We start from the raw sequence: 24,202 nt of genomic DNA, 5'->3' as shown, positions 1-24,202 counted from the left end.
TATTTTATATTTTAATATTATGAAAAAACAAATTATACTTTTAAATTTTCTATTCATATTAATTTCCTGTTCTAAAAAACAAGAAGTCAGATCATTGCCTTCTGATAATCAGGAAGCCAAGCCATTTCCTTTTGATAATTTTGTTTTTACTTCAGCAGACTCACTTCATATTAATTCAATAAAATTTGCAAAAAGTGATACGATTTATGTTCATAAAAGTGATCCTTATCCAATAGAAAACGCTTATGCAATCCTTAAATCAGAAGAAAGAGAAAAACTTATTAAATTATTTAACGGAATAGATTTTACAAAGTTTGATAGTATTTATACAGAAGAGCATTTGTATGATCGTCAGGCTTATGTTTTGGGTATTTCTATAGGAGATAAGCGAAAAAAGATTTCTTTATATGGAAATAAATTTCCAAAAGAGCTCAAAATATTCATAGGTTCATTAGAACAAATAAATGCCAAATTAAAATTTCTCCCAACAAAAAAAGTTTTAGACTTTGGTGATTTAGGGCGTCTTTCGGCTCCACCTCCACCTCCGCCAATGTAAAAAAATGGGTTCTTTAAATTGAAAATTCTCTAATCTAGCCCCGATAGGAATGATATTCTTTTGTGGAGGTGTTCGCCACAAAAGATAAAATGGATAGCGGTACTAAATGTCTTATTGAAAACAGATTTTTTGCTTCTAAAATTTAATAAATATCTAATCTTGCAATGCTATTCTGGCTTTGGGCAAAAGACGCTCAACAAACGCAGCATAAGCAGATTCAGAAGGATGCAGTCCATCTGAAGTAACCAAATTTGGATTGCTCAGTCCTTGTCTTGTGATATCGGTAATTCCAACAAAAACTATTTCATTTGCCTTGCAATAATTCTCAGCAAAATTATTGTACTGATTTATTTCTGTGGAGATTTTTGTCTTTTGGCTATCACTTAAATTTTTTGCATAAGGAGTGTAAGCATAATCCGGAATCGAAACTACAATTACGTTTTTTTTATCGCCTTTTGCGAACATAATGGCTTTGTTTGCCAGTTCCGGAAATTCTTTTTCATACAAAGAGAAATCTTTTCCCTGATATTGGTTGTTGACACCAATTAACAGCGTCACCAAATCATAATTGGATTCGGGTTTTTGTTGGTTTATGGCCGAAATTAAATTGGTGGTTGTCCAGCCTGTGGTAGCAATTACTTTTAATGAAAAATTGGTTTGTGTATAAAACATTTTTAAGCTCGTTTTGAGCTGTTCCGGAAATCGGCATGTTTCGCAAACGCTTTGACCAATCGTATAACTGTCTCCCAAGGCTAAATAATGTATGGATTTAGCAATGGGTCCGCTTGGAATTTCCGGATTTGGGACTGATGGTGGAGGTGTAATTGGCACGGGAGTAACAGCGGTTTCAGTATTTGATTCGTCTGTACTGCAACTCAAAAGAAATGTAGAAAGTAAAACAATAACTATTTGTTTGAACTGTGGTTTCATAATTTGAATAAATTAGATTGGTCATCATTTCTAAACAAATAGTTACGTTAAAAAAGCAATTATGGTTTTATACCATTTCAGCTTTCATTGAAATTTCTTCTTCAATGGCATTCCAGAGTCCGATTCTTTTTTCCAGGGCAAGAATTGAAATTTCTTCAACATCAGACCATTTTTCAGCATCATTTCCGCATAAATCCGTAATCATTTGCATGGCCATTGGTCCGTGTTCATCGGCATCCAATTCAATATGTCTTTCAAAATAATAAAGTAATTTACTTAAATCGGTTTCCGGAAGATTTTTTTGAAAGTTCTTTAAGATTTGGGTAAACATAGCCGGAATTAGGTCTTCTCGTCCAAAAGTAAAGGCAGCGGCAATTTCATGCGGTTTTCCCTGTTCAATAACTCTGAAGGTGAAATCTAAAAATGATTTTACATCAGGATGTAATGAACTTTGTTTGATGGCCACAAAAATATTATGAAGCGAATTTACTTCGGATAAAAATTTGTTAATTGCAGTAGTATCAGCGCCACAATCTTCCATAGCTTCAAAATACATTTCGTAATGACTTTGTCTCCTTCCATCAATAGTCAGGTCGGTTTCTTCGGCAAGAACAATTTCGTTGATTAAATATCGGGTTTCGGGATTTTTTGTTGGAAACCACGGCGTAGTTGTGCAGGTAAGTTTAGCCTGTAAAGCCTTTAATAATGACATAAAGTCCCAAACTGCAAAAACATGACTTTCTAAAAAACGGTGTAAGTCATCGATGCTTTGAATTTTATTGTACAAAGAATGTTGTAAAAGCATTTCCTTTTGAGGATGAATGCGATTGTTGATGGTTTCAATATTCATAGACGTGGTATTTTCGGTAAATATAAAAAAGCTTCCCGATTAGAAGAAGCTTTTTGCATTGATTTTCAATATATTTTAATAGAGAGTTCTTATTTGAATGCTGAAATTCCGGTTACATCCATTCCGGTTATCAATAAGTGAATGTCATGAGTGCCTTCGTAGGTAATAACACTTTCGAGATTCATCATGTGACGCATGATCGAATATTCGCCTGTAATTCCCATTCCGCCCAGCATTTGTCTGGCTTCGCGTGCAATATGAATCGCCATGTCAACATTATTTCGTTTGGCCATTGAGATTTGGGCTGTTGTAGCTTTTCCTTCATTTCGCAAAACACCCAAACGCCAGGTTAATAATTGTGCTTTTGTGATTTCGGTAATCATTTCTGCCAGTTTTTTCTGTTGTAATTGTGTTCCTCCAATAGGTTTTCCAAACTGGATTCTTTCTTTGGCATAACGCAAAGCCGTGTCGTAACAGTCCATTGCTGCTCCAATTGCTCCCCAGGCAATCCCATATCGTGCCGAATCTAAACAGCCAAGCGGTGCACCTAATCCGGATTTATTTGGTAACAGATTTTCTTTAGGAACTTTCACGTTGTCAAAAATTAACTCACCTGTAGATGATGCACGAAGCGACCATTTATTATGGGTTTCAGGTGTTGTAAAACCTTCCATACCGCGTTCTACGATTAATCCGTGGATTCTTCCTTCTTCATTTTTCGCCCAAACGACAGCAATATCGGCAAACGGAGCATTCGAAATCCACATTTTGGCACCATTTAAAAGATAATGATCACCCATGTCCTTAAAATTGGTAATCATGCTTCCCGGGTCAGAACCGTGGTCGGGTTCTGTTAATCCAAAACATCCCATGAATTCACCGGTGGCCAGTTTTGGTAAATATTTCATGCGCTGTTCCTCATTTCCGTATTTCCAGATTGGATACATAACTAATGAAGACTGAACAGATGAGGTAGATCGCACACCTGAATCACCACGTTCAATTTCCTGCATGATCAATCCATATGAAATTTGATCTAAGCCTGCTCCTCCATATTCAACCGGAATGTAAGGGCCAAATCCTCCAATTTCTCCAAGTCCTTTTATAATTTGTTTAGGGAATTCGGCTTTTTGGGCATATTCTTCTATGATGGGAGAAACTTCACGCTTTACCCATGCACGCGCCGACTCGCGAACCAGTTTGTGTTCTTCTGTCAATAGATCATCTAAATTGTAATAATCGGGTGCTTGAAATTGGTCTGGTTTCATTTTTAATAGTTTTACTGAACAAATTTAAAAAATATAAATATAACAAAAACATTATATATTGTTGTATTCTTAAAGCAAAAAATGAAGATATAATTAAAAATGGCTGGATTTAAATTATTTAACCATAATCTCAAAAGATTACATTTTCAAATAAAACTCTTTTGTTAATTCAATATACCCAGCAGTATAAATATGTCTGTCAATTTCGATAATCAATTCATCGATTTCAATATGTGGAGATTCATTTCGGCTGAAAGCCAATAAACTGCGTTTAATTTCTGAAGTTGGGGTGCCTTTAACGCGTGTAATTTTGGTTGGATATAATTCAGCTTCTTTTGCTAAAGCTATAAATTTTTCTTCTTCTTTGAATGGGAGAATCAGCGCAAATATTCCGTTCTCTGAAAGTAATAAATCGGTAGCTTCAATTAATTCTTCAAAAGGCATTGCATCCTGAAAACGGGCTAAGTCGCGTTGCTCGTTTTCTGTTTTATAATCTTCGGAATAAAAAGGCGGATTTGAAACGATCAAATCGTATTCATCTTCCGGTTCTTCAATAAATTCGTCTAAACCGGCATGAAAACAAAAAAGACGATCTCCCCATGGTGAGTTTTCGAAATTTTCTACCGCTTGTTCGTACGCCTCTTCGTCAATTTCCAGCGCATCAATTTGTTCCGCATTCGTTCTTTGAGCAAGCATCAATGCGATAATTCCGGTTCCTGCACCTATATCTAAAACACTAAATGGATTATGATTTATTGGAGCCCATGCGCCAAGTAAAACGCCATCGGTACCTACTTTCATGGCAGTTTTGTCTTGCTGAACAGAGAATTGCTTGAATTGGAACATGATAATTTAAGGATGATGGTTAACAATTATTGATTTTTGATTTTCCTTTCAGAAATGAATAATCTAAAAATCTAAATTAAAGATACATCTCTACTAATCCTTCAGGCAGATCCATGATTACTTTTTTATTTTCCCGGTCAATTTTTACAAGAAAATGATCAATCATTGGAATTAAGATTTCTACTTCACCATTTAAAACTTCGAAAAGAGGTTGTGCAGAAGAATCATTAATAGAAGTTATTTTTCCGAAAACACCTAAACGCTGGTCTTCGATTTCAAAACCAATAACTTCGTGGAAGTAAAACTTGTTGCCTGAAAGTTTTGGCAGCATAGTTAAAGGAAGATAGACAGCATTTCCAACTAAGGCATCTGCATCTTCTTCGGTATTTACATCTTCAAAACGAACCCTTAGAAAATCGTTTTTGTGTAAAGAACTTGTTTCAATAAAAAAAGGAACCAAGTGTTTGTTGTGCTCAACAAACACTGATTCCAGATTTTCGTATAACTCAGGTTCGTCTGTGTCTAAATAGATCAGAACCTCACCTTTGAAACTAAATTTTTTAGCGATTTTACCTAAATAAAAACATTCTTCTTTACGCATTATCGCCAGATAAAATTATGCTTCAGTTGTTTCGTTATTCTCTTCAGCAGCTTCTACTTCAGCAACTTCTTCTGTCGCTTCAGCAGCAGATGCAGCAGCGATAGCATCAGCTTCAGCCTGAGCTGCAGCAGCTAAACGTTTAGCATTTACTTCTTGTTCTGCTTTTAAAGCTTTAGCTTTAACATCAGCTTGTGCTTTTGTTAAACCGTCTTTTTTAGCATCAACTTTTCCAGCTTTAGCTTCTAACCAGGCAGCTAATTTTGCGTCAGCTTGTTCCTGAGTTAAAGCTCCTTTACGAATACCTCCATCAAGGTGGTGTTTCAATAAAGCTCCTTTGTAAGAAAGGATAGCTCTTGCAGTATCAGTTGGTTGTGCACCATTGTGTAACCATTTTACAGCGCTATCAAGGTTTAAATCGATAGTTGCAGGGTTAGTGTTTGGATTGTAAGTACCAATTTTCTCTAAGTATTTACCATCTCTTTTTGAGCGTGCATCTGCAGCTACAACCCAGTAAAAAGGTTTTCCTTTTTTACCGTGTCTTTGTAATCTAATTTTTACTGACATAATCGTATGATTAAATTTTGAGGTACTCGACCTCTGTTAATTAAGGGCGCAAAGATATAATTTTTTTCTGAATTGTAGGTTCAAAAAGACATTAAATATAAGAAGAGTAGAATTTTCAGATTTTTGAATATTTAGAATTCAAATTTATATTCTAATATAGTGCCTTTTGCTTTAAATTATTTTAATGAAGTACGTCATAATTTATATAAAAAACTATGGAATTGGTTTCTATATGGATTTTAATAAAATTTCGGTTTCTCATTAATTGATTATTTTTATAGCAATATATTGTGATAAAATCAAAATAAAAACATAAATAAGCTAATATATAGTAGATTACAAAAAAATAAGATTACATTTGTTTTATTATTATAAATAAGTACATATGAACATTTTTGTTGGAAGCCTTCCATTCAGTATTGAGGAAGCAGATTTAAGAGAGTCTTTCGAGGCTTACGGAGCAGTAGATTCAGTTAAGATCATTACTGATAAATTTACTGGAAGAAGCAAAGGATTTGGTTTTGTTGAGATGCCAAACGACAGCGAAGCTCAAAAAGCAATTGATGAATTGAACGGTGCAACTGTTCAGGGACGTGCAATTGTTGTTAATAAATCTGAGCCAAAACCTGAAGGTGAAAGAAGAAGCTTCAATAATAACAGCCGTGGTGGAGATTCACGCGGAGGTTATGGTGGAGGAAACAGCCGTGGTGGAAATGACCGTGGTGGTAACAGAGGAGGATATTAATATTTTTTTCTAAATATATAAAAGGCGTCAATGAAAATTGACGCCTTTTTTGTTTGATAAACTATTTTTGTGAAGCTTTTTTAGAATAGATATTATTTCCAAAAATAAATGCGGAGAAGACAAAAGGCATTATTGGTGAAATTTGATAAAAAAGATTTACACCCGATTTAAAACCATCTGTTAAAATGTTATTTATGCCTAAACCAATAAAAAATAGGCATATAACAAAAAGTAGAAACTGTATTTTTAAATTTATTTTTATCATAATTGATTTTTAGTATAAATATTGGATAATGAATCTAGTATCTATAATCTCATTATCATTTATTCTTATAAAAGTAATCATAATTTGTAATTTAAAATAAAAATTAATCTCAGCTATAAATAAAAAAGGCGTCAATGAAAATTGACGCCTTTCTATATCTTAATATCTTTATTGTAAAGTATTAGATGTTGGCAGCTAACCAGTCACCTACTTCTTTGGTACCGTATGCTTTTCCTCCATCAGCTAAATCTTCTGTAACTATTCCAGCTTCTAAAGCTTTGTTTACAGCATCTCTCATCGCTTTCCCTTCCTCCATTAATCCGAAGTTTTCGAACATCATAGCAGCAGATAAAACAGTAGCCATTGGGTTAGCAATGTTTAATCCTGTGGCTTGTGGATAAGAACCGTGAATAGGTTCAAATAAAGATACTTCGGCTCCCATAGAGGCAGAAGGCATTAATCCCATTGAGCCTGAAATTACAGAAGCTTCATCTGTTAAAATATCTCCGAATAGGTTTTCAGTAATCAATACATCATAAGAGTTTGGCCATTGTACCAAACGCATCGCAACTGCATCAACAAATTCGTAGCTTACTTCAACTTCCGGATAGTCTTTTTCCATTGCCTGAACTGTTTCTCTCCATAGACGTGAAGTTTCTAAAACGTTAGCTTTGTCAACACAACACAATTTTTTAGAACGAGTCATTGCCAATTCGAAACCTTTTTTAGCTAAACGCTGTACTTCAGCTCTTGTGTAAACGCAGTTATCAAAAGCAGTATCACCGTTGTCTCTTCTTCCTTTTTCACCAAAGTAAATTCCACCTGTTAATTCTCTTAAGAAAACCAAGTCAGTTCCTTCGATTCTTTCTCTTTTTAATGGAGATTTATCCAATAAAGAAGGGAATGTAAAAGTTGGTCTTACGTTGGCAAACAAACCTAATGCTTTACGCATTTTTAACAAACCTTGCTCCGGTCTTACAGGTGCAGAAGGATCATTGTCGTATTTAGGATGGCCAATTGCTCCAAAAAGAACTGCGTCAGCATTTTTACAAACTTCGTGTGTAGAATCCGGATAAGGTTCACCTACTGCATCAATTGCAGCAGCACCGGTTAAAGCTGGTTTCCATGTAATTTCATGTCCAAATTTTTGTGCAACAGCATCTGATACTTTTACTGCCTGATCAATTACTTCTGGTCCGATTCCGTCTCCGGCTAAAAGGGCTATGTTAAATTTCATTTTATTGATTTATGGGTTTATTTACTATTTCAATTATTTATTTTATTTCAGTTTACTGCGTAATAACATTCAGCATTTTTTGAGTTGCAATAATGGCAGCAACTGTCTGATCCGAATCTAATCCGCGGGTTTTGAATTCTTTTCCGTTATTTACCCAGGTAATAATAGTTTCGCATAAAGCGTCAGAACTACTTCCGGGTGGGATTCTCACAGCATAATCAATCAATTTTGGGAGTGTCAATTTTTTGCTTTTGTAAATTTTGGTTAATGCATTCATGAAGGCATCAAATTGACCATCGCCCTGAGCATTTTCTTCAATTATTTCTCCATTAAGATTTAAGGATAGCGTAGTTGATGGTCGCATTCCTTTAGAATGAACCAGCATATAAGATTCGATTTTGATTTTTTCTTCGTAAGTGTGGCTGTCCAAAACATCAGAAATAATGTATGGAAGATCTTCCTTTGTTACAGTTTCTTTTTTGTCGCCCAATTCTATAATTCTCTGGGTAACCAATTTCAAATCTTCCTGATTTAATTGTAGACCCAGTTCCTGAAGATTTTTTTCGATATTGGCTTTTCCTGAAGTTTTTCCAAGAGCGTATTTTCTTTTTCTTCCAAAACGCTCCGGAAGAAGATCATTAAAATACAGATTATTTTTGTTATCTCCGTCAGCGTGAATTCCTGCAGTTTGCGTAAAAACATTATCCCCTACAATTGGTTTGTTGGCAGGGATTCTGTATCCGGTAAACGTTTCGACCAATTTGCTTACAGAGTATAAAGAAGTTTCTTTGATATTGATGCTAACTTCTGGTAGATAATCATTGATTACGGCTACAGTACTTTCAAGCGGAGCATTTCCTGCACGTTCTCCCATTCCGTTTACTGTAACGTGTAGTCCGTGAATTCCGGCTTTTATAGCTTCCATTACATTGGCGACACTTAAATCGTAATCGTTATGTGCGTGAAAATCAAAATGTATTTGTGGATATTTTGCTGTTATTTGTGAAATGAATTCGAAAGTTTGAGTAGGAATCAATACACCCAAAGTATCAGGAAGTAAAATTCTTTTTACAGGCTGTTGTACTAAAAAATCTAAATATTGAAAAACATATTCAGGTGAATTTCGCATTCCGTTACTCCAGTCTTCCAGATAAACATTGGTTGAAATTCCGTTTTCATTTGCTAAAGCAATAGACTGTGCGATTTCGGCAAAATGCTGTTCAGGTGTTTTTTTTAATTGATGTGTCAGATGATTTAAAGAGCCTTTAGTCAAAAGATTTTGCACTTTGGCACCTGCTTTTTTCATCCATTCAATTGAAACTCCTCCATCAACAAAAGCTAATACTTCGATACGATTGGCATAGCCTTTTTCTTCAGCCCATGACATAATGCCTTTTACACCTTGAAATTCGCCCTCACTTACACGAGCCGAGGCAATTTCGATTCTATCAATATTTAATTCTTCCAACAATAATTGTGCAATGGTCAGTTTTTCTGCGGCAGAAAAAGATACTCCAGAGGTTTGTTCACCATCACGGAGTGTTGTATCCATTATTTCAATTTTTCTTTTTTCCATTCTAAATATGATATGACTTTTGTACGATTTGATAATTATCGAATCGAATTTTGTAAAATTGTAAAAAGCAGTTACGAAGCCCAACTTTAGAATTGAAACTTACGTAACTGCATTTGAGTTGGTTGTGTTTAGTAAGGAAGCTTGTCAGCGAAAGCTTTAATATCTTCCTTAATGTTTTGTAAATAATCAATATCATCAAAGCCATTGATCATATTGTTCTTTTTGTATCCGTTGATTGCAAATGATTCCTGCTCACCTGTTGACAATAAAGTAATAGTCTGAGCCGGAAGATTGATTTCCAATTCTGTTTTTGGATCAGCTTCGATGGCGCTGAAAATATTTTCAAGAAACTCAGGACTGATTTGTACCGGTAAAACCCCAATATTCAAACAGTTTCCTTTGAAGATATCGGCAAAGAATGAAGAAACTACAGCACGGAATCCGTAATCGTAAACCGCCCATGCAGCATGCTCTCTTGAAGACCCTGAACCGAAGTTTTTTCCTCCAACAAGAATTTTTCCGCTGTAAGTTGAATCGTTTAAAACGAAATCTGCTTTTGGAGTATCGTCTCCGTTATATCTCCAGTCTCTGAAAAGGTTGTCTCCAAAACCTTCACGTTTTGTAGCTTTTAAGAAACGAGCCGGGATAATCTGATCTGTATCTACGTTCTCAATTGGCAGCGGCACTGCACTGCTTGTAAGTATATTAAATTTATCGTATGCCATTGTGATTTGTGATTTTTGATTAACGATTTCTGATTTTAGATTTATTCGAATGTAAAATAGTAGGCGTTAATTTTTTTTTGTAAAATGTAAATTGAATTTTAAAAGATTTTTTAATTGTATTAACGAAATCTGAAATCAAAAATCGTTAATCTTCATTTATAAATCTTTTAAAAAAGCTCTCTTGGATCTGTTAGTTTCCCTGTAACAGCAGCTGCAGCAGCCATAATTGGACTTGCCAATAAAGTTCTTGAACCAGGACCCTGACGGCCTTCAAAGTTTCTGTTTGAAGTACTTACTGCATATTTTCCAGCCGGAACTTTATCATCGTTCATTGCTAAACAAGCAGAGCATCCAGGCTGACGTAATACGAAACCAGCTTCTGTCAAAATATCTAAAATTCCTTCTTCTTTAATTTGTGCTTCAACAACGTGAGATCCGGGAACTAACCAGGCTGTAACATTATCTGCTTTTTTTCTTCCTTTTACAATTTCAGCGAAAGCTCTAAAATCTTCAATACGTCCGTTTGTACAGCTTCCTAAGAAGACGTAATCGATTTGTTTTCCGATCATTACATCATCTTCATTGAAGCCCATATAAGCTAAAGATTTTTTGTAAGTTTCCTCACCGCCTTCAACTTCTTTTGCATTTGGGATATGTTTTGTGATACCAATTCCCATTCCTGGGTTAGTACCATAAGTAATCATTGGTTCAATATCTTCCGCTTTGATGTTTAATTCAGCATCAAACACAGCATCAGCATCCGTTTTTAAAGTTTTCCAGTATTCAACTGCTTTAGTCCAGGCTTCGCCTTTTGGGGCGTATAATCTTCCTTCAAGGAAATCGAAAGTAGTTTGATCAGGAGCAATCATACCTCCACGAGCACCCATTTCGATAGAAAGGTTACACACAGTCATACGACCTTCCATAGACATTTCTTCAAAAACATTTCCAGCGTATTCAGCAAAGTATCCTGTTCCTCCAGAAGTAGTCAATTTAGCAATAATATAAAGCGCAACGTCTTTTGGACCAACACCTTTGCTTAATTTACCATTTACGTTGATACGCATTTTCTTTGGTTTTGGCTGCATGATACATTGCGTAGAAAGTACCATCTCAACCTCAGATGTTCCGATACCAAAAGCGATAGCTCCGAAGGCTCCGTGAGTAGACGTATGCGAATCCCCGCATACAATAGTAGCGCCTGGCAAAGTAATTCCGTTTTCAGGACCAACTACGTGTACAATTCCATTTTTTTGGTGACCTAATCCCCAGTGCGAAATTCCGTATTCATTCGCATTGTCTTCAAGTGCTTTCAGCTGGTTAGCTGATAAAGCATCCGCTACCGGTAGATGTTGGTTTATAGTTGGTGTATTGTGGTCTGCAGTTGCAAAAGTACGTTCCGGGTATAAAACGTTAACGCCTCTTGATTTTAATCCTAAAAAAGCAACAGGACTCGTAACTTCATGAATGAAATGACGGTCAATAAAAAACACATCTGGTCCATCTTCAATTTTACGCACAACGTGTGAATCCCATACTTTGTCAAATAATGTCTTACTCATTTTTTATTTTTTTTTAATTGTAATTTCTATAAGCACAGCTATCCTGTTCATTATATTAGCAAAACAAAAGTAAAAAAAGATACGAAGGCGTCAATTTCAATATTTCATTATATACGATACCCAAACTAAAATACAATTACGAATGCGCTTTTGCAGAATCAATTTTGATCAAAAGATGAAGTAGAAATTAATTTTGATTTTCTTTTTTTGCTTAAATTTTTATTGATTGGTTTAATTTTTAATAGTTTGCAAATTTATCTCAAATTTGCTATAAAATATAGTGTTTAATTTGAAAAAATGTAACAAAATGTATAAAAATAGTAACAATTGTTAGTTTTGATTTCTGTAATAAACTATCTGTTTTTTGATTTTTTCAAGCTCTAAAAACTCTTTTTTACGTGTTATTTAGAATTGATAAATGATAAAAATCTACGACATCCAAGAAGTGAAATTTTATGAAATTTCATGAATTTTAAGAGGAAATCTGATTTATTAATAAGAGTGTCTTTTTAAGAAATTATCCGTTTTCTTTCTCCAAAAAAAGCGTAAATTTGACTTCCTTCCATTTTTCATTTCGTATTTTGTTATGTTTCATGTTATCAAATGTTTACAATATGAAAGTTTTGGAATTTGGGACTTTAAAATTTGACTTTTCTATAAAAATATATGTATTTAATATTCGATACCGAAACAACCGGATTACCAAAACGCTGGGATGCACCAATTACCGATTCTGATAACTGGCCTCGCTGTATACAGATCGCATGGCAGCTTCATGACGAAATGGGACAGCTTATCGAGCATCAGGATTATTTGGTAAAACCCGAAGGATTTAATATTCCATACGATGCTGAACGTATTCACGGAATTTCTACTGAATTGGCGCAAGCCGATGGAATTACGCTGGCTGAAGTTTTAGAGAAATTCAATATCGCTTTAAGTAAAACGAAATTCATCGTAGGTCAGAATTTAGGTTTCGACGTTAATATCATGGGGGCCGAATTTCATAGAATGGGAGTAGAATCTCAAATGAGTTCAATGCCTGTTTTAGATACCTGTACTGAAGTGACGGCTTCTTTATTAAAGCTTCCCGGAGGTCGTGGAGGAAAATTCAAACTTCCGACCCTAACCGAATTACACGAATATCTTTTTAATAAACCTTTCGCAGAAGCGCACAATGCAACTGCCGACGTTGAGGCAACTACGCGTTGTTTTCTCGAACTGGTTAGAAGAGAGATTTTTACCAAAGAAGAACTTGATGTTTCAAAGGATTATTTCAAAGAGTTTCAGGAAAGAAACCCACAAGAGTTTCCTTTAATTGGTTTAAAACATATCAATCTAAAAGCAGCTTCTGATAAAATCCGTGAGCAGATCAAGGCTTTACAAGTTGATGAGACACCAACTTTAGTTTCAGAATCTGCCAAAGCTGATTTCAAAGCGGCAAAATTTGCGCATTTACACAATCATACACAGTTTTCGGTTCTTCAATCGACAATTGGTATTGGGAATATTGTATCGGCTACAGCCAAAAATAAATTCCCGGCTGTTGCCATGACAGATACCGGAAACATGATGGGAGCTTTCCATTTTGTGAGTGCTGTTATGAATCATAATAAAGTGGCTTCAGGCAAAAACAAAGCTTTGGTTGAAGCAGGAGAGGAGCCAACAGAAACCGAAATCAAGCCGATTGTGGGCTGTGAATTCAATGTTTGCGATAATCACTTAGATAAGAGTAAAAAAGACAACGGAAATCAGATTGTATTATTAGCCAAAAACAAAAATGGTTACCACAATCTGGCTAAAATGTCTTCGATTGCTTTTACTGACGGATTTTATTATGTTCCAAGAGTTGACCGAAAAATTATCGAACAATATAAGGAAGATATCATGGTTTTGTCCGGGAATTTATACGGGGAAATCCAGAGTAAAATTCTAAATATTGGTGAAGTCCAGGCAGAAGAAGCCTTGATTTGGTGGAAGGAACAATTTGGAGAAGATTTCTATCTGGAAGTTATGCGCCACAATCAGGAAGATGAAAATCGTGTCAACAAAACCCTGATTGAGTTTTCTCAAAAGCATAATGTCAAATTAATTGCAACTAATAATACCTATTATTTAAATAAAGAAGATGCCAATGCACACGATATTTTATTGTGTGTAAAAGACGGTGAAAAACAGGCAACGCCAATTGGTCGTGGTCGTGGTTACCGTTACGGACTTCCAAATCAGGAATACTATTATAAGTCGGAAGAAGAGATGAAAAAACTCTTTGCCGATTTACCGGAAGCGATTATCAATATTCAGGAAATTGTTGATAAAGTAGAAATTTATTCGCTTTACCGAGATGTATTGCTTCCTAAGTTTGATATTCCGGAAGAATTTGTAGTTGCTGAAGATGAAGCTGATGGAGGAGTTAGAGGGGAAAATAAATACCTGCGACATCTTACAATGGAAGGTGCTAAAAGAAGATATGGTGAAATTACTGAATCGATTCAGGAACGTTTAGATTTCGAATTATTAACGATTTCGAATTCAGGATATCCGGGTTACTTTTTGATTGTTCAGGATTTCATCGCTGAAGCCAGAAAAATGGATGTTTCGGTAGGTCCTGGTCGTGGTTCTGCTGCTGGTTCTGCCGTTGCATATTGCCTTGGTATTACCAATATTGATCCGATTAAATACGATTTACTTTTTGAGCGTTTCTTAAATCCTGACCGTGTATCGATGCCCGATATTGATATCGACTTTGATGACGAGGGTCGTGGACGTGTAATGGATTATGTAATCAACAAATACGGACAGAAACAGGTGGCTCAGATTATCACGTATGGTAAAATGGCAACCAAATCAGCGATTCGTGATACGGCGCGTGTGTTGGATCTGCCGTTGTTTGAAGCTGATAGAATAGCTAAGTTGATTCCCGCAATGATGCCGGGTAAATGGAATCTGGCTCGTTTCCTTTCAGAATCAGAAGATGAGGTTAAAAAAGCATTAAAAGGTGCTGATGAATTTGAACTTGTAAAAGAATTAATCGCCATTGCCAATGAAGATGATTTGGCAGGAGAAACTATTCAGCAGGCCAAAATTCTGGAAGGGTCTATGCGTAATACAGGTATTCACGCCTGTGGGGTGATTATCACGCCATCCGATATTACGAATTATGTTCCTGTTACGACTGCAAAAGATTCGGATTTATATGTAACGCAGTTCGATAACTCAGTTGCAGAAAGTGCCGGATTGTTAAAAATGGACTTCCTGGGTCTGAAGACCCTTACACTTATAAAAGATACCGTAAAACTGGTAAAATACAGAACAAATATCGATCTGGATCCGGATACTTTTCCGATTGATGATCCTGAAACATATGCGCTTTTCCAAAGAGGTGAAACGGTTGGAATCTTCCAGTACGAGTCACCCGGAATGCAGAAATACATGAAAGATCTGAAACCAACGGTTTTTGGGGATTTAATTGCGATGAACGCCTTGTATCGTCCGGGACCATTGGAATATATCCCTTCTTTCGTTCGAAGAAAAAACGGTGACGAGGAAATTAAATACGATTTAGATGCCTGTGCCGAATATCTGTCTGAAACCTATGGAATTACCGTTTACCAGGAGCAGGTAATGCTTTTGTCTCAGTCTTTGGCAGGATTTACAAAGGGTGAAGCTGACGTTTTGCGTAAAGCGATGGGTAAGAAACAAAAAGACGTACTGGATAAAATGAAGCCGAAGTTCGTTGAACAGGCTTCAGCAAAAGGTCATGATGCTAAAACTCTCGAAAAAATCTGGAAAGACTGGGAGGCTTTTGCGAGTTATGCCTTCAACAAATCGCACTCGACTTGTTATGCGTGGATTGCGTATCAAACTGCATACTTGAAAGCACACTATCCGGCAGAATATATGGCAGCGGTGCTTTCGAATAACATGAACGATATCAAGCAGGTTTCGTTCTTTATGGAAGAATGTAAACGAATGGGCTTGCAGGTTTTAGGGCCTTGCGTTAATGAATCGTACTATAAATTTACCGTAAATGATGATTATGCGGTACGTTTCGGAATGGGAGCGATTAAAGGTGTAGGTTCCGGAGCTGTAGCCACAATCGTTGAAAGCAGAAAAGACGGAAGATATAAGTCCATTTTTGATCTGGCAAAACGAATTGATTTGCGTGCTGCCAATAAAAAAGCAATTGAAAATCTTGCTTTGGCTGGAGGATTTGATTCGTTTGAAGGAACAACCAGAGCACAGTATTTTCATGATGATGGCGACGGAATTACATTCTACGAAAAAGCGATGCGTTACGGATCAAAGTTTCAGGAAAACGAAAACTCGTCGCAGGTAAGTTTGTTTGGAGAAACCAGCGAAGTTCAAATTGCGGAACCTGTTGTACCGCCATGTGAAGACTGGAGCACGATGGAAAAACTGGCTAAAGAAAAAGAAGTTGTCGGAATTTATATTTCTGGACATCCATTGGATGATTTTAGGTTCGAAATGAAATACTTCTGCAATGCACGATTGGAAGCACTGAAAAGTATGAATGAATACGTAGGCAAAAATCTAACATTTGCTGGAATCATTAATAACGTACAGCATCGTGTAGCTAAGAACGGAAAAGGCTGGGCGGCATTCAATTTAGAAGGCTATGATGAAAGTTATGAGTTTAAGATTTTTAATGAAGAATATCTTAAATTCCGTCATTTCCTGATTCAGAATAATTTTGCCCATATAAAGGTATTAATTAAAGATGGCTGGGTGAATCACGATACAGGTAAAAAATCGGAGCCGAGACTTCAGTTTGTTGAGGTAAGACAGTTGCAGGATGTTTTGGAAGCATTTGCTAAAAAACTCATTCTTTTATTAAATATTAAAGATTTGCAGACCGATTTTATTCATAGATTAAGCCAGTTGTTCAATGCGTACAAAGGGGATAATTCAGTGACTTTTGAAATTATGGAATTAGAAAAGGTAAAACGTCTCGTTGAGGTTGAAACAGCAAATGGGTTTGAAGAGACAGACGACGCAGTTTTTACAGATGAAAATGATGATGGAGATGTCGCTCTTGAAGATACCAAAATAAAAGAAGTAACAGAAGTAGAAGAAATAAAGGTAGTGACTAAATTAACAATGCCAAGCCGTAGATTAAAAGTTAGAATATCTAATGAGTTATTAGAGGAATTAGAAAAAATGCAGATTAATTTCAAACTCAATTAAAATTTAACAGTTAAAATTTAATTGATAATGTATTTTTTAGGTTAAAATTATGCACGAATAGTAATTTATTTTTGGATTGTTATTCAAATTAATAATTATTTTTAATAGAGTGGGAATGCTGTAAAGAAAGAAATTTTAATTGTTATAATTTTGTAATAATTTAATAAAGAAAACTATGAAAAAGCATTTATTTTTAATCGGATTTATGATTTGCTCTATGGCCACAATAGCGCAAACTGAAGGTGCCGATAAACCGGAAAGCTGGTATTTTAAATTAGGAGGATCATACTTCATTCAGACAGCGGCAACGGAATTTCCAATTGTAAATGGTCAATTGCCTAATACAGATGTTTACGCAGCTAATGGAACTACTTTAATTTCCAGAGAAACTAATCATGGTTCATTTGGAGAAGGTTTTCGTTCCGGATTAACTGCAGGTTACCGTTTTACAACGCGTTTAGGAGTTGAAATGGGAATTAACTATTATTCCAGTGCTGATAAATTGATGGTTGAAACCCGAAATCGCTTAGTAGCTACTTCACCAGCAAGTATTTTTGTAACCGGAGATGCTGTAGGAAAAATTAGAGCTTGGGATTTATCACCTGCATTAGTATTATTTTTAGGAGAAAATAATGGTTTTGAACCGTATACAAAGGTAGGCGTTATTGTTCCTATTCATGGTGATTTAACTATTGAAACGAATCGTGAGTATTCTACTCCAGCATTAAATGGAGGAATGACAGTAGTAGCAAAAACATATGCCGAAGATGTTGTAAAACCTAATCCAACTCTTGGTTTTATGGCTGCGATTGGGACTTCATATAAATTAGGTAAAAAACTATCTTTATTTGCTGAAATTGAATATAGAAACTTTACAGTTCACGGAGATACAAAAGAAACTACTGTATTTACTGAAAACGGAGTAGATAAACTGCATACAGCATCTACTTTTAGACAAGATGCTTCGTATTCTGCAATTCATACAAATTATGTAGATAAATTAACTACAAATTCCAATAGTAAAGTAACTAATGCAGCTGGTTTTGATAGTACAAAAGCTACTGACGATATTAGTTCTTATGTCGGGATTAGTGGTGTAGGGTTGACTTTTGGACTAAAATACAGTCTATAATTTAGATCTAACATTTTTATATAGAAAAGAGGATATTCAAATTACGAATATCCTCTTTTTCTGTTCTTATAAAAACGGAAGCCCTAGCCCTGATGGGAGGGAAAATCCTTTTGTGCCGGGGTTCGGCACAAGAGATTGGAAGTACAGCAGGATCAGCTCCTGAAATTTACTATTTTGAATTTCTAAACTCCTTCAAAACCTCATCAATAACCCGTGAAGTTCTGGCTCCCGAAATTCCTTTTGATGGAGAAATTCCTTCGTTTCCTAAAAGCTCTTCAATAACGGTTTCTATAAAAGGCTGTTGAATATGAAGCGGATTTTCGATGGTAATAGTTTCTTTGTCCCCGTTTGTATATTCAATTTTAATAGGATCCTCTCCAAAAGTTGAAAAGGCTATTTTTCCTTTGTCACCTACAATTTCAGTAACATCGTAACGTTCAAAACTGGCGAAATTCCATAATCCCGTACCGTGAACTCCGTTTTCGAATAAAAAGGACATCGAAACTGAATCTTCGGCAGGATACGCTTTTAGCTGAGAAGTGGCATGTCCGCGTACGGATTTTATCGGGCCTAAAACAAAATCTAAAAAATCTAAAGTATGGCAGGCCAGATCGACAAAGATTCCACCGCCTGAAAGATGTGGCAAAACCGTCCACGGAAGATTGATTTCGTCGTCATAACGTTCTTCAAATGGATGGTACAAAACGCAATTTACGTGACGTATGTTTCCTAATTTTCCTTCGTCTATTATTTCTTTGATTTTTAAAAAGCGGGGAAGGCTTCTTCTGTAATAAGCTACAAATAACGGAACATTGTGTTCTTTGCAGGCACTGATCATTTCGTTACATTCTTCAAAGGTCAAAGCCATTGGTTTTTCAACATAAACCGGTTTTCCGGCTTTGGCACACAAAATCGTATATTCTTTATGTGAAGACGGAGGCGTGGCGATATAAACGGCATCAACTTCCGGATCGTTGATTAAATCGACAGCGTTGGAGTACCATTTTGGTACATTATGGCGTTTGGCATAATCTTCGGCAAGGGCTGCATCTCTTCGCATAACGGCTACCAAAGCTGAGTTTGGCGCTTTCTGAAACGCCGGACCGCTTTTAACTTCGGTTACATTTCCGCAGCCTATGATTCCCCATTTTATAATTTTCATTTGTTGTTTTTTTAAGTTATTTCAAATTTAAGGCTATTTGAAAAAGTTAGCCACGAATTCACGAATTTATTTTAATCTATTGTCTAAAAATGCTGTGCTGAATTCCCTGAATTACGAATTATTTTTCACGCAGATTTTAAAAGATTTAAGAAGATGCACACAGATTTTATTTTTAATCTGCTTGATCTGCGGGAGTAAAAATTAGTACGATAAAAAGTCATCAATTATTCTTTCTCGCAGATTTTGCAGATTGCACAGATTTTTTTAAACAGAATCTGCTGGAACAATAAAAACAAAGCCACGAATTCACAAAAATAATTCGTGAATTCGTGGCTAAAAGAATCTTAGATTAAAAATTTACTTTTTAGGTAAAGTTTTAAAACCCATATTGTAAAGCGTGAACGCCTGGATATCTACATTTTCCTGAATCGTAGCCGCAACAGATTTTCCTGCACCGTGACCTGCTTTAACGTCAATACGAATCAAAACCGGATTGTCTCCCGTTTGTTTATCTTGTAATTCAGAAGCAAATTTAAAACTGTGTGCCGGAACTACACGATCGTCATGATCTCCTGTCGTTACCATTGTAGCTGGGTAATGCGTTCCTTTTTTAACGTTGTGAACCGGAGAATATCCTTTTAAATATTCGAACATTTCTTTGTTGTCCTGAGCAGTTCCGTAATCAAAAGCCCATCCTGCACCTGCTGTAAAGGCATTGTAGCGAAGCATATCCATAACACCAACTGCCGGTAAGGCTACTTTCATTAAATCAGGACGCTGAGTCATTGTTGCGCCAACTAATAAACCTCCGTTAGATCCTCCACGGATTGCCAGGTAATCAGATGAGGTATATTTTTGAGCAATTAGATATTCTGCAGCAGCGATAAAATCATTAAAAACATTTTGTTTTTGGAGCTTTGTTCCTGCATCATGCCATTTTTTTCCGTATTCACCACCGCCTCTTAAATTGGCAACGGCGTAAACACCTCCGTTTTCCAGCCAGACTGCATTGGCAATACTGAAACTTGGTGTTAAACTAATATTGAATCCGCCGTAACCGTAAAGGATTGTCGGGTTTTTACCGTCTAGTTTTGTCCCTTTTTTATAGGTAATAATCATTGGGATTTTGGTTCCGTCTTTTGAAGTATAGAATACTTGTTTTGACTCGTAATCATCACTTTTGAAATCTACTTTTGGTTTTTGATAAATTTCCGATTTGCCTGATTTTGGCTCAAACGAAAAGATGGTTCCCGGGGTAGTGTAATTAGTAAAACTGTAATACAATATTTTTTCATTCTTTTTTCCTCCAAATCCGCCTGCTGTTCCAACTGCAGGAAGTTTGATTTCACGGACTAATTTTCCGCTGTAATCGTATTGCTGTACAAAAGAAACTGCGTCTTTGGTGTAATTAGCAAAAAAGTACCCGCCACCTGTAGACGGAGACAGAATGTTTTGGGTTTCAGCAATAAAATCTTTCCAGTTTTCAGGCTTCGGATTGCTTACATCTACAGTTACTACACGCTTGTTTGGAGCGTTAAAATCGGTATCAATAAACAATTTGCCTCCCTCGTTTTCTATGATATTATTATCGCTGTTAAAATTGTCTACAATAGTAACTATGGGACTGTCAGGTTTTGTTAAGTCTTTAATGTATAACTCATTTCCATAGGTAGAATTGGCAGCTGTAATCACCAGGTAATGATCGTCCTCGGTAACAGATCCTCCAACATATCTTCTTTTTTGGTCGGCACCAAAAATAACTTTATCGTCTTTTTGAGAAGTACCTAACTTATGAAAATACAATTTGTGCTGATCTGTTTTGGCCGATAATTCACTTCCTTTTGGCTTTTCATAACTGGAGTAATAAAAACCTTCATTTTTATACCATGAAACACCGCTGAATTTTACATCAACTAATGTGTCTTCCAGAACTTTTTTAGAAACGGCATCAATGATAATGACTTTTCTCCAGTCGCTTCCGCCTTCAGAAATAGCGTAGGCAGCTTTGGAGCCATCTTTAGAAAAATCCAGTCCGCCAAGCGAAGTGGTTCCGTCTTTAGAAAATGTATTTGGATCTAAGAAAACTTCTTCTTTGCCTTTTTCGTCTTTTCTGTAAACAACCGACTGATTTTGAAGTCCGTTATTTTTGGAATAATACGTAAATTTTCCTTCTGTAAATGGAGCGCCTATTTTTTCATAATTCCATAGTTTTTCCATTCGTGCTTTTAATGCATCTCTAAATGGAATTTGATTTAAATAACCGTATGTAACTTCGTTTTGAGCCTTTACCCAGGCACCGGTTTCATTAGATTTATCATCCTCCAGCCAACGGTAAGGATCGCTAACTTTGGTATCAAAATAGACATCAACAGTTTCACCTTTTTTAGTTTCGGGATACTGAATTTTATTTTGTGCCAAAGAAATTCCTGCAGTAGTTATTGCCATTATAAGAAATGTTTTTTTCATAGTTGATTTTTGTGTTTGTAACAAAAATAGCAAATTTTGTTGTGAAAAATAATTTAAACCATATGAGTCATATAAGTTCATTTTAGTTTAGGGATAATCAAAATTATTGTCATCCTGAGCGAAGCCGAAGTGGCTCAGCCTGACACCAATCTTTAGAAGAATAAATTGATTCTCCAAAAATTATTTATAAGACTCATATGGTTTAAAAATGTTACAGATTAAAATTAACTCCCAAAACAATATTTCGTCCAATGTTTGGGATTCCGTCTGTTTTTAATCTTGAAAGGTGTGCAATATATTTTTTATCGAACAAATTATTTCCGTTCAGATTTACGTCAAAAGCAGTTTTTCCCAGTTTTACGGTTCCTCCAAAACCTAAGTTGACCAAAGTATAGCCTTTTGATGCTGTTTCAAAACCACTCACATTATCCTGATTAAAAGTCGAAGAAACATTTAAAGAGGCGTAACCTTCTTTGAACCAGTTTTTGATATTAAATTCGGTCCTAAGGGTATTATTCCAGTTATTGGCCGGAATTAAAGGCAAATAATCATCGTTGTCTTTTTTACCGGTTACGGTTTCAAAACTGGTTTCAAAATGCAGCCAGTCTAAAGGATGCGGATGAAAATGAAGTCCAATTTCTCCTCCAAATAATTTTGCATTATCCTGAATGTAGGCAAAAACATTATTGTTATCTCTGATTTCTCCGGTTGGTGAAGTATAAATGTAATTGTTTATGTGGTTATAAAATCCGTTTACAAAGAATTCAAAATGCGAATTTTTGTATTCTAAATTCAAATCGGTCTGAACGTTTTGTTCGGTTTTCAAATCGCTGTTTCCTATTTCATAACGATTGGTTCCTTCGTGAACACCGTTTGAAGTCAGCTCGGCTAAGTTTGGAGCTCTAAATCCGGTAGCTACATTTAATCGAAGTGTTAACGGTTCTGCTAATTTTGTTTTGTATCCCAAAGAAGCATTAAAACTGTCAAAAGATCGGTCTAAAGCTTCAAAAGAGCCTTCTTCTCCCACAATTCCGTGTGCTTCTGAAGTAACATTTCGGTTATCAAAACGTAAACCGGCTTGCAAAACGCTATTATTCCATTCGTAATTAGCAGTTCCAAAAACACCAAAATCATTGGTTGTTGCATTCGGAATCAAATATTCTTCTCCGGAATTTGTATTGGTCTGATGCATTCCCTGAACACCTAAAATGGTTTCAATTTTACCGAATTTCGGAAAATGATATTTTGCATTATAATTAAAAGTGTTTAGTTTCATTCGAAGTGCAGCGTCGTTGCTATCTTCAAATTCGCTTCTGTCATTTGAGATGTAACCTAAATCAACGTCAAGTTTTGAGTTTTCAAAAAAGATTACATTGTTTAAACTAAACAAATGATTGAAAATTCCCTGTTTTGGAAACTGAGTGTCTTTGCTCGAAGATTGTTCTGCAATTCCATCTTCCGGAATCCCGATGTCCAGTTTGTTGTAGTTGTATCTTAAAACACTTGAAAATGTGGAGTTGCTGTAACCAATTCCAGTTTTAAAATCAGTTTCATTATAACGCGAATTCGTTACACGGTCGCCATCGGCAATTTTATAGTCAGAATGTGTGTTGAAACTTCCACGGGCGAGAAATTTCCAATTGTCTGTAGACGTTTTTAATCCGATAGAAGAGTTGCTTCCCTGTGTATTCGTAAAATATTTTTGACTGAAATTAGCTTTGAATGTACCCGCATCAGCAAATTTTTCAGGATTGAAATACAAAACGCCTCCCAATGCATCAGAACCATACAATAAAGAAGCTGGTCCTTTGATTACCTCGACACTTTCGATTCCGGCATCGTTTAAACCTAAACCGTGTTCATCTCCAAACTGTTGGTTTTCGACACGAACGCCCTGAGAATATACCAAAACACGATTTCCGCTCAGTCCGCGAATTACAGGTTTTCCAATAGAAGTCCCTGTAGAAATCTGAGAAACTCCCGGAATTGTTGCCAGGCCTTCAATCAATGTAGAAGTTCCTTTTTGTTGTAATGTCTTGATGCTTTCATGATCAATTTTCATTACGTTTTGTGACTGCAGTTTGTTAAAAGGAGTAGAAACTACGACTTCATCCATTTCCAGAATTGATTCTAAAAGCGTCACATCGAGCGTGTTTTCCTTTGTCAATTTTGCAATGGTTTTATTTTGATTTGAATATCCTACATAAGAAAAGGCAATACGCAAACTTCCGTTTGGAAGATTTTTTAATTCGTATTTCCCGTTTTCGTCAGTCGTAGTTCCTTTATGTAATTCGGAAGCGTAAACAGAAACACCCGGTAATGGCTGATTTTGATTATCGGTAACAGTTCCTGAAACTGAATTCTGGGCAGAAAGTATACCCGAAAACCCCAAAATTAGGGCTATTATTATTTTTTTCATTTGAAAATGATTGCTATAGTTAATGGATTTTTCTTTTAAAGAGAAGCAAAAGAAAAGTGAAGTTTACTGAATTTCCATAGAAATGAAAAT

The 24,202-nt window shown here is 35.8% G+C and carries 17 protein-coding genes; 4 read left to right on the top strand and 13 right to left on the bottom strand.

The features are described from left to right. Window positions 1–19: 19 nt before the first annotated feature. The gene (locus FLACHUCJ7_RS03770; RefSeq protein WP_078226979.1) at window positions 20–556 is read left to right on the top strand and encodes a DUF6438 domain-containing protein; all 537 of its coding nucleotides are present in this window, start codon (window positions 20–22) and stop codon (window positions 554–556) included. Between the two features lie 153 nt (window positions 557–709). On the opposite strand, the gene FLACHUCJ7_RS03765 is transcribed toward FLACHUCJ7_RS03770, so the two are convergent. The 6 genes from FLACHUCJ7_RS03765 to FLACHUCJ7_RS03740 form a co-directional block, all read right to left on the bottom strand. After that, window positions 710–1,486, bottom strand: coding sequence for an SGNH/GDSL hydrolase family protein (locus FLACHUCJ7_RS03765; RefSeq protein WP_180907958.1), 777 nt, complete (start codon window positions 1,484–1,486; stop codon window positions 710–712). Window positions 1,487–1,553: 67 nt separating this feature from the next. Then, window positions 1,554–2,336 (bottom strand): DUF3050 domain-containing protein, encoded by a 783-nt coding sequence (locus FLACHUCJ7_RS03760; protein ID WP_078226981.1) that lies wholly within the window; start codon window positions 2,334–2,336, stop codon window positions 1,554–1,556. Between the two features lie 89 nt (window positions 2,337–2,425). Beyond that, on the bottom strand, window positions 2,426–3,604 hold the full coding sequence (locus FLACHUCJ7_RS03755) for an acyl-CoA dehydrogenase family protein (protein WP_180907957.1): 1,179 nt from the start codon (window positions 3,602–3,604) through the stop codon (window positions 2,426–2,428). Between the two features lie 138 nt (window positions 3,605–3,742). After that, a complete protein-coding gene (locus FLACHUCJ7_RS03750; protein WP_078226983.1) occupies window positions 3,743–4,450 on the bottom strand; it encodes a tRNA1(Val) (adenine(37)-N6)-methyltransferase in 708 nt (235 codons plus the stop codon). Window positions 4,451–4,526: 76 nt separating this feature from the next. Further along, entirely contained in the window at window positions 4,527–5,051 is a 525-nt protein-coding gene (gene rimM, locus FLACHUCJ7_RS03745) for a ribosome maturation factor RimM (protein WP_180907956.1), read from the bottom strand. A gap of 15 nt (window positions 5,052–5,066) precedes the next feature. Next, window positions 5,067–5,615, bottom strand: coding sequence for a 30S ribosomal protein S16 (locus FLACHUCJ7_RS03740; protein WP_180907955.1), 549 nt, complete (start codon window positions 5,613–5,615; stop codon window positions 5,067–5,069). A 385-nt stretch (window positions 5,616–6,000) separates the two neighbouring features. Here FLACHUCJ7_RS03740 and FLACHUCJ7_RS03735 point away from each other — a divergent pair, with 385 nt between their 5' ends. Next, window positions 6,001–6,360, top strand: coding sequence for an RNA recognition motif domain-containing protein (locus FLACHUCJ7_RS03735; RefSeq protein ID WP_031454128.1), 360 nt, complete (start codon window positions 6,001–6,003; stop codon window positions 6,358–6,360). A 446-nt stretch (window positions 6,361–6,806) separates the two neighbouring features. Here the strand turns inward: FLACHUCJ7_RS03735 and leuB are convergent, their stop codons facing one another. From leuB to leuC, 4 genes are all read right to left on the bottom strand, one after another. Then, complete coding sequence (gene leuB / locus FLACHUCJ7_RS03730; protein ID WP_031454130.1) at window positions 6,807–7,862, bottom strand: 3-isopropylmalate dehydrogenase; 1,056 nt, start codon at window positions 7,860–7,862, stop codon at window positions 6,807–6,809. 52 nt (window positions 7,863–7,914) lie between these two features. Further along, complete coding sequence (locus tag FLACHUCJ7_RS03725) at window positions 7,915–9,438, bottom strand: alpha-isopropylmalate synthase regulatory domain-containing protein (RefSeq protein WP_078226987.1); 1,524 nt, start codon at window positions 9,436–9,438, stop codon at window positions 7,915–7,917. A 128-nt stretch (window positions 9,439–9,566) separates the two neighbouring features. Beyond that, window positions 9,567–10,163 (bottom strand): 3-isopropylmalate dehydratase small subunit, encoded by a 597-nt coding sequence (gene leuD / locus FLACHUCJ7_RS03720; protein WP_078226988.1) that lies wholly within the window; start codon window positions 10,161–10,163, stop codon window positions 9,567–9,569. A 167-nt stretch (window positions 10,164–10,330) separates the two neighbouring features. Then, window positions 10,331–11,725, bottom strand: a complete 1,395-nt coding sequence (leuC, locus tag FLACHUCJ7_RS03715) for a 3-isopropylmalate dehydratase large subunit (RefSeq protein WP_031454133.1) — start codon at window positions 11,723–11,725, stop codon at window positions 10,331–10,333. A 666-nt stretch (window positions 11,726–12,391) separates the two neighbouring features. Between leuC and dnaE the strand changes: the two genes are divergently transcribed. Both dnaE and FLACHUCJ7_RS03705 read left to right on the top strand, forming a co-directional pair. Further along, window positions 12,392–16,933, top strand: a complete 4,542-nt coding sequence (gene dnaE / locus FLACHUCJ7_RS03710) for a DNA polymerase III subunit alpha (RefSeq protein ID WP_180907954.1) — start codon at window positions 12,392–12,394, stop codon at window positions 16,931–16,933. A gap of 175 nt (window positions 16,934–17,108) precedes the next feature. Continuing rightward, complete coding sequence (locus FLACHUCJ7_RS03705; RefSeq protein ID WP_180907953.1) at window positions 17,109–18,065, top strand: outer membrane beta-barrel protein; 957 nt, start codon at window positions 17,109–17,111, stop codon at window positions 18,063–18,065. Between the two features lie 169 nt (window positions 18,066–18,234). On the opposite strand, the gene FLACHUCJ7_RS03700 is transcribed toward FLACHUCJ7_RS03705, so the two are convergent. The 3 genes from FLACHUCJ7_RS03700 to FLACHUCJ7_RS03690 all read right to left on the bottom strand — a co-directional run bounded on the left by FLACHUCJ7_RS03700 (window position 18,235) and on the right by FLACHUCJ7_RS03690 (window position 24,112). After that, window positions 18,235–19,227, bottom strand: a complete 993-nt coding sequence (locus FLACHUCJ7_RS03700; protein WP_180907952.1) for a Gfo/Idh/MocA family protein — start codon at window positions 19,225–19,227, stop codon at window positions 18,235–18,237. 357 nt (window positions 19,228–19,584) lie between these two features. Next, a complete protein-coding gene (locus FLACHUCJ7_RS03695) occupies window positions 19,585–21,693 on the bottom strand; it encodes a prolyl oligopeptidase family serine peptidase (RefSeq protein WP_180907951.1) in 2,109 nt (702 codons plus the stop codon). A gap of 211 nt (window positions 21,694–21,904) precedes the next feature. Next, complete coding sequence (locus FLACHUCJ7_RS03690; RefSeq protein ID WP_180907950.1) at window positions 21,905–24,112, bottom strand: TonB-dependent receptor; 2,208 nt, start codon at window positions 24,110–24,112, stop codon at window positions 21,905–21,907. Between the last annotated feature and the right edge of the window lie 90 nt (window positions 24,113–24,202).

It is taken from the genome of Flavobacterium salmonis (assembly GCF_903819435.1).
GTDB classification, from domain to species: Bacteria; Bacteroidota; Bacteroidia; order Flavobacteriales; family Flavobacteriaceae; genus Flavobacterium; species Flavobacterium chungangense.
Note: the sequence above shows the minus strand (reverse complement) of the source record. Positions and strands in the feature narration are given on the sequence as shown.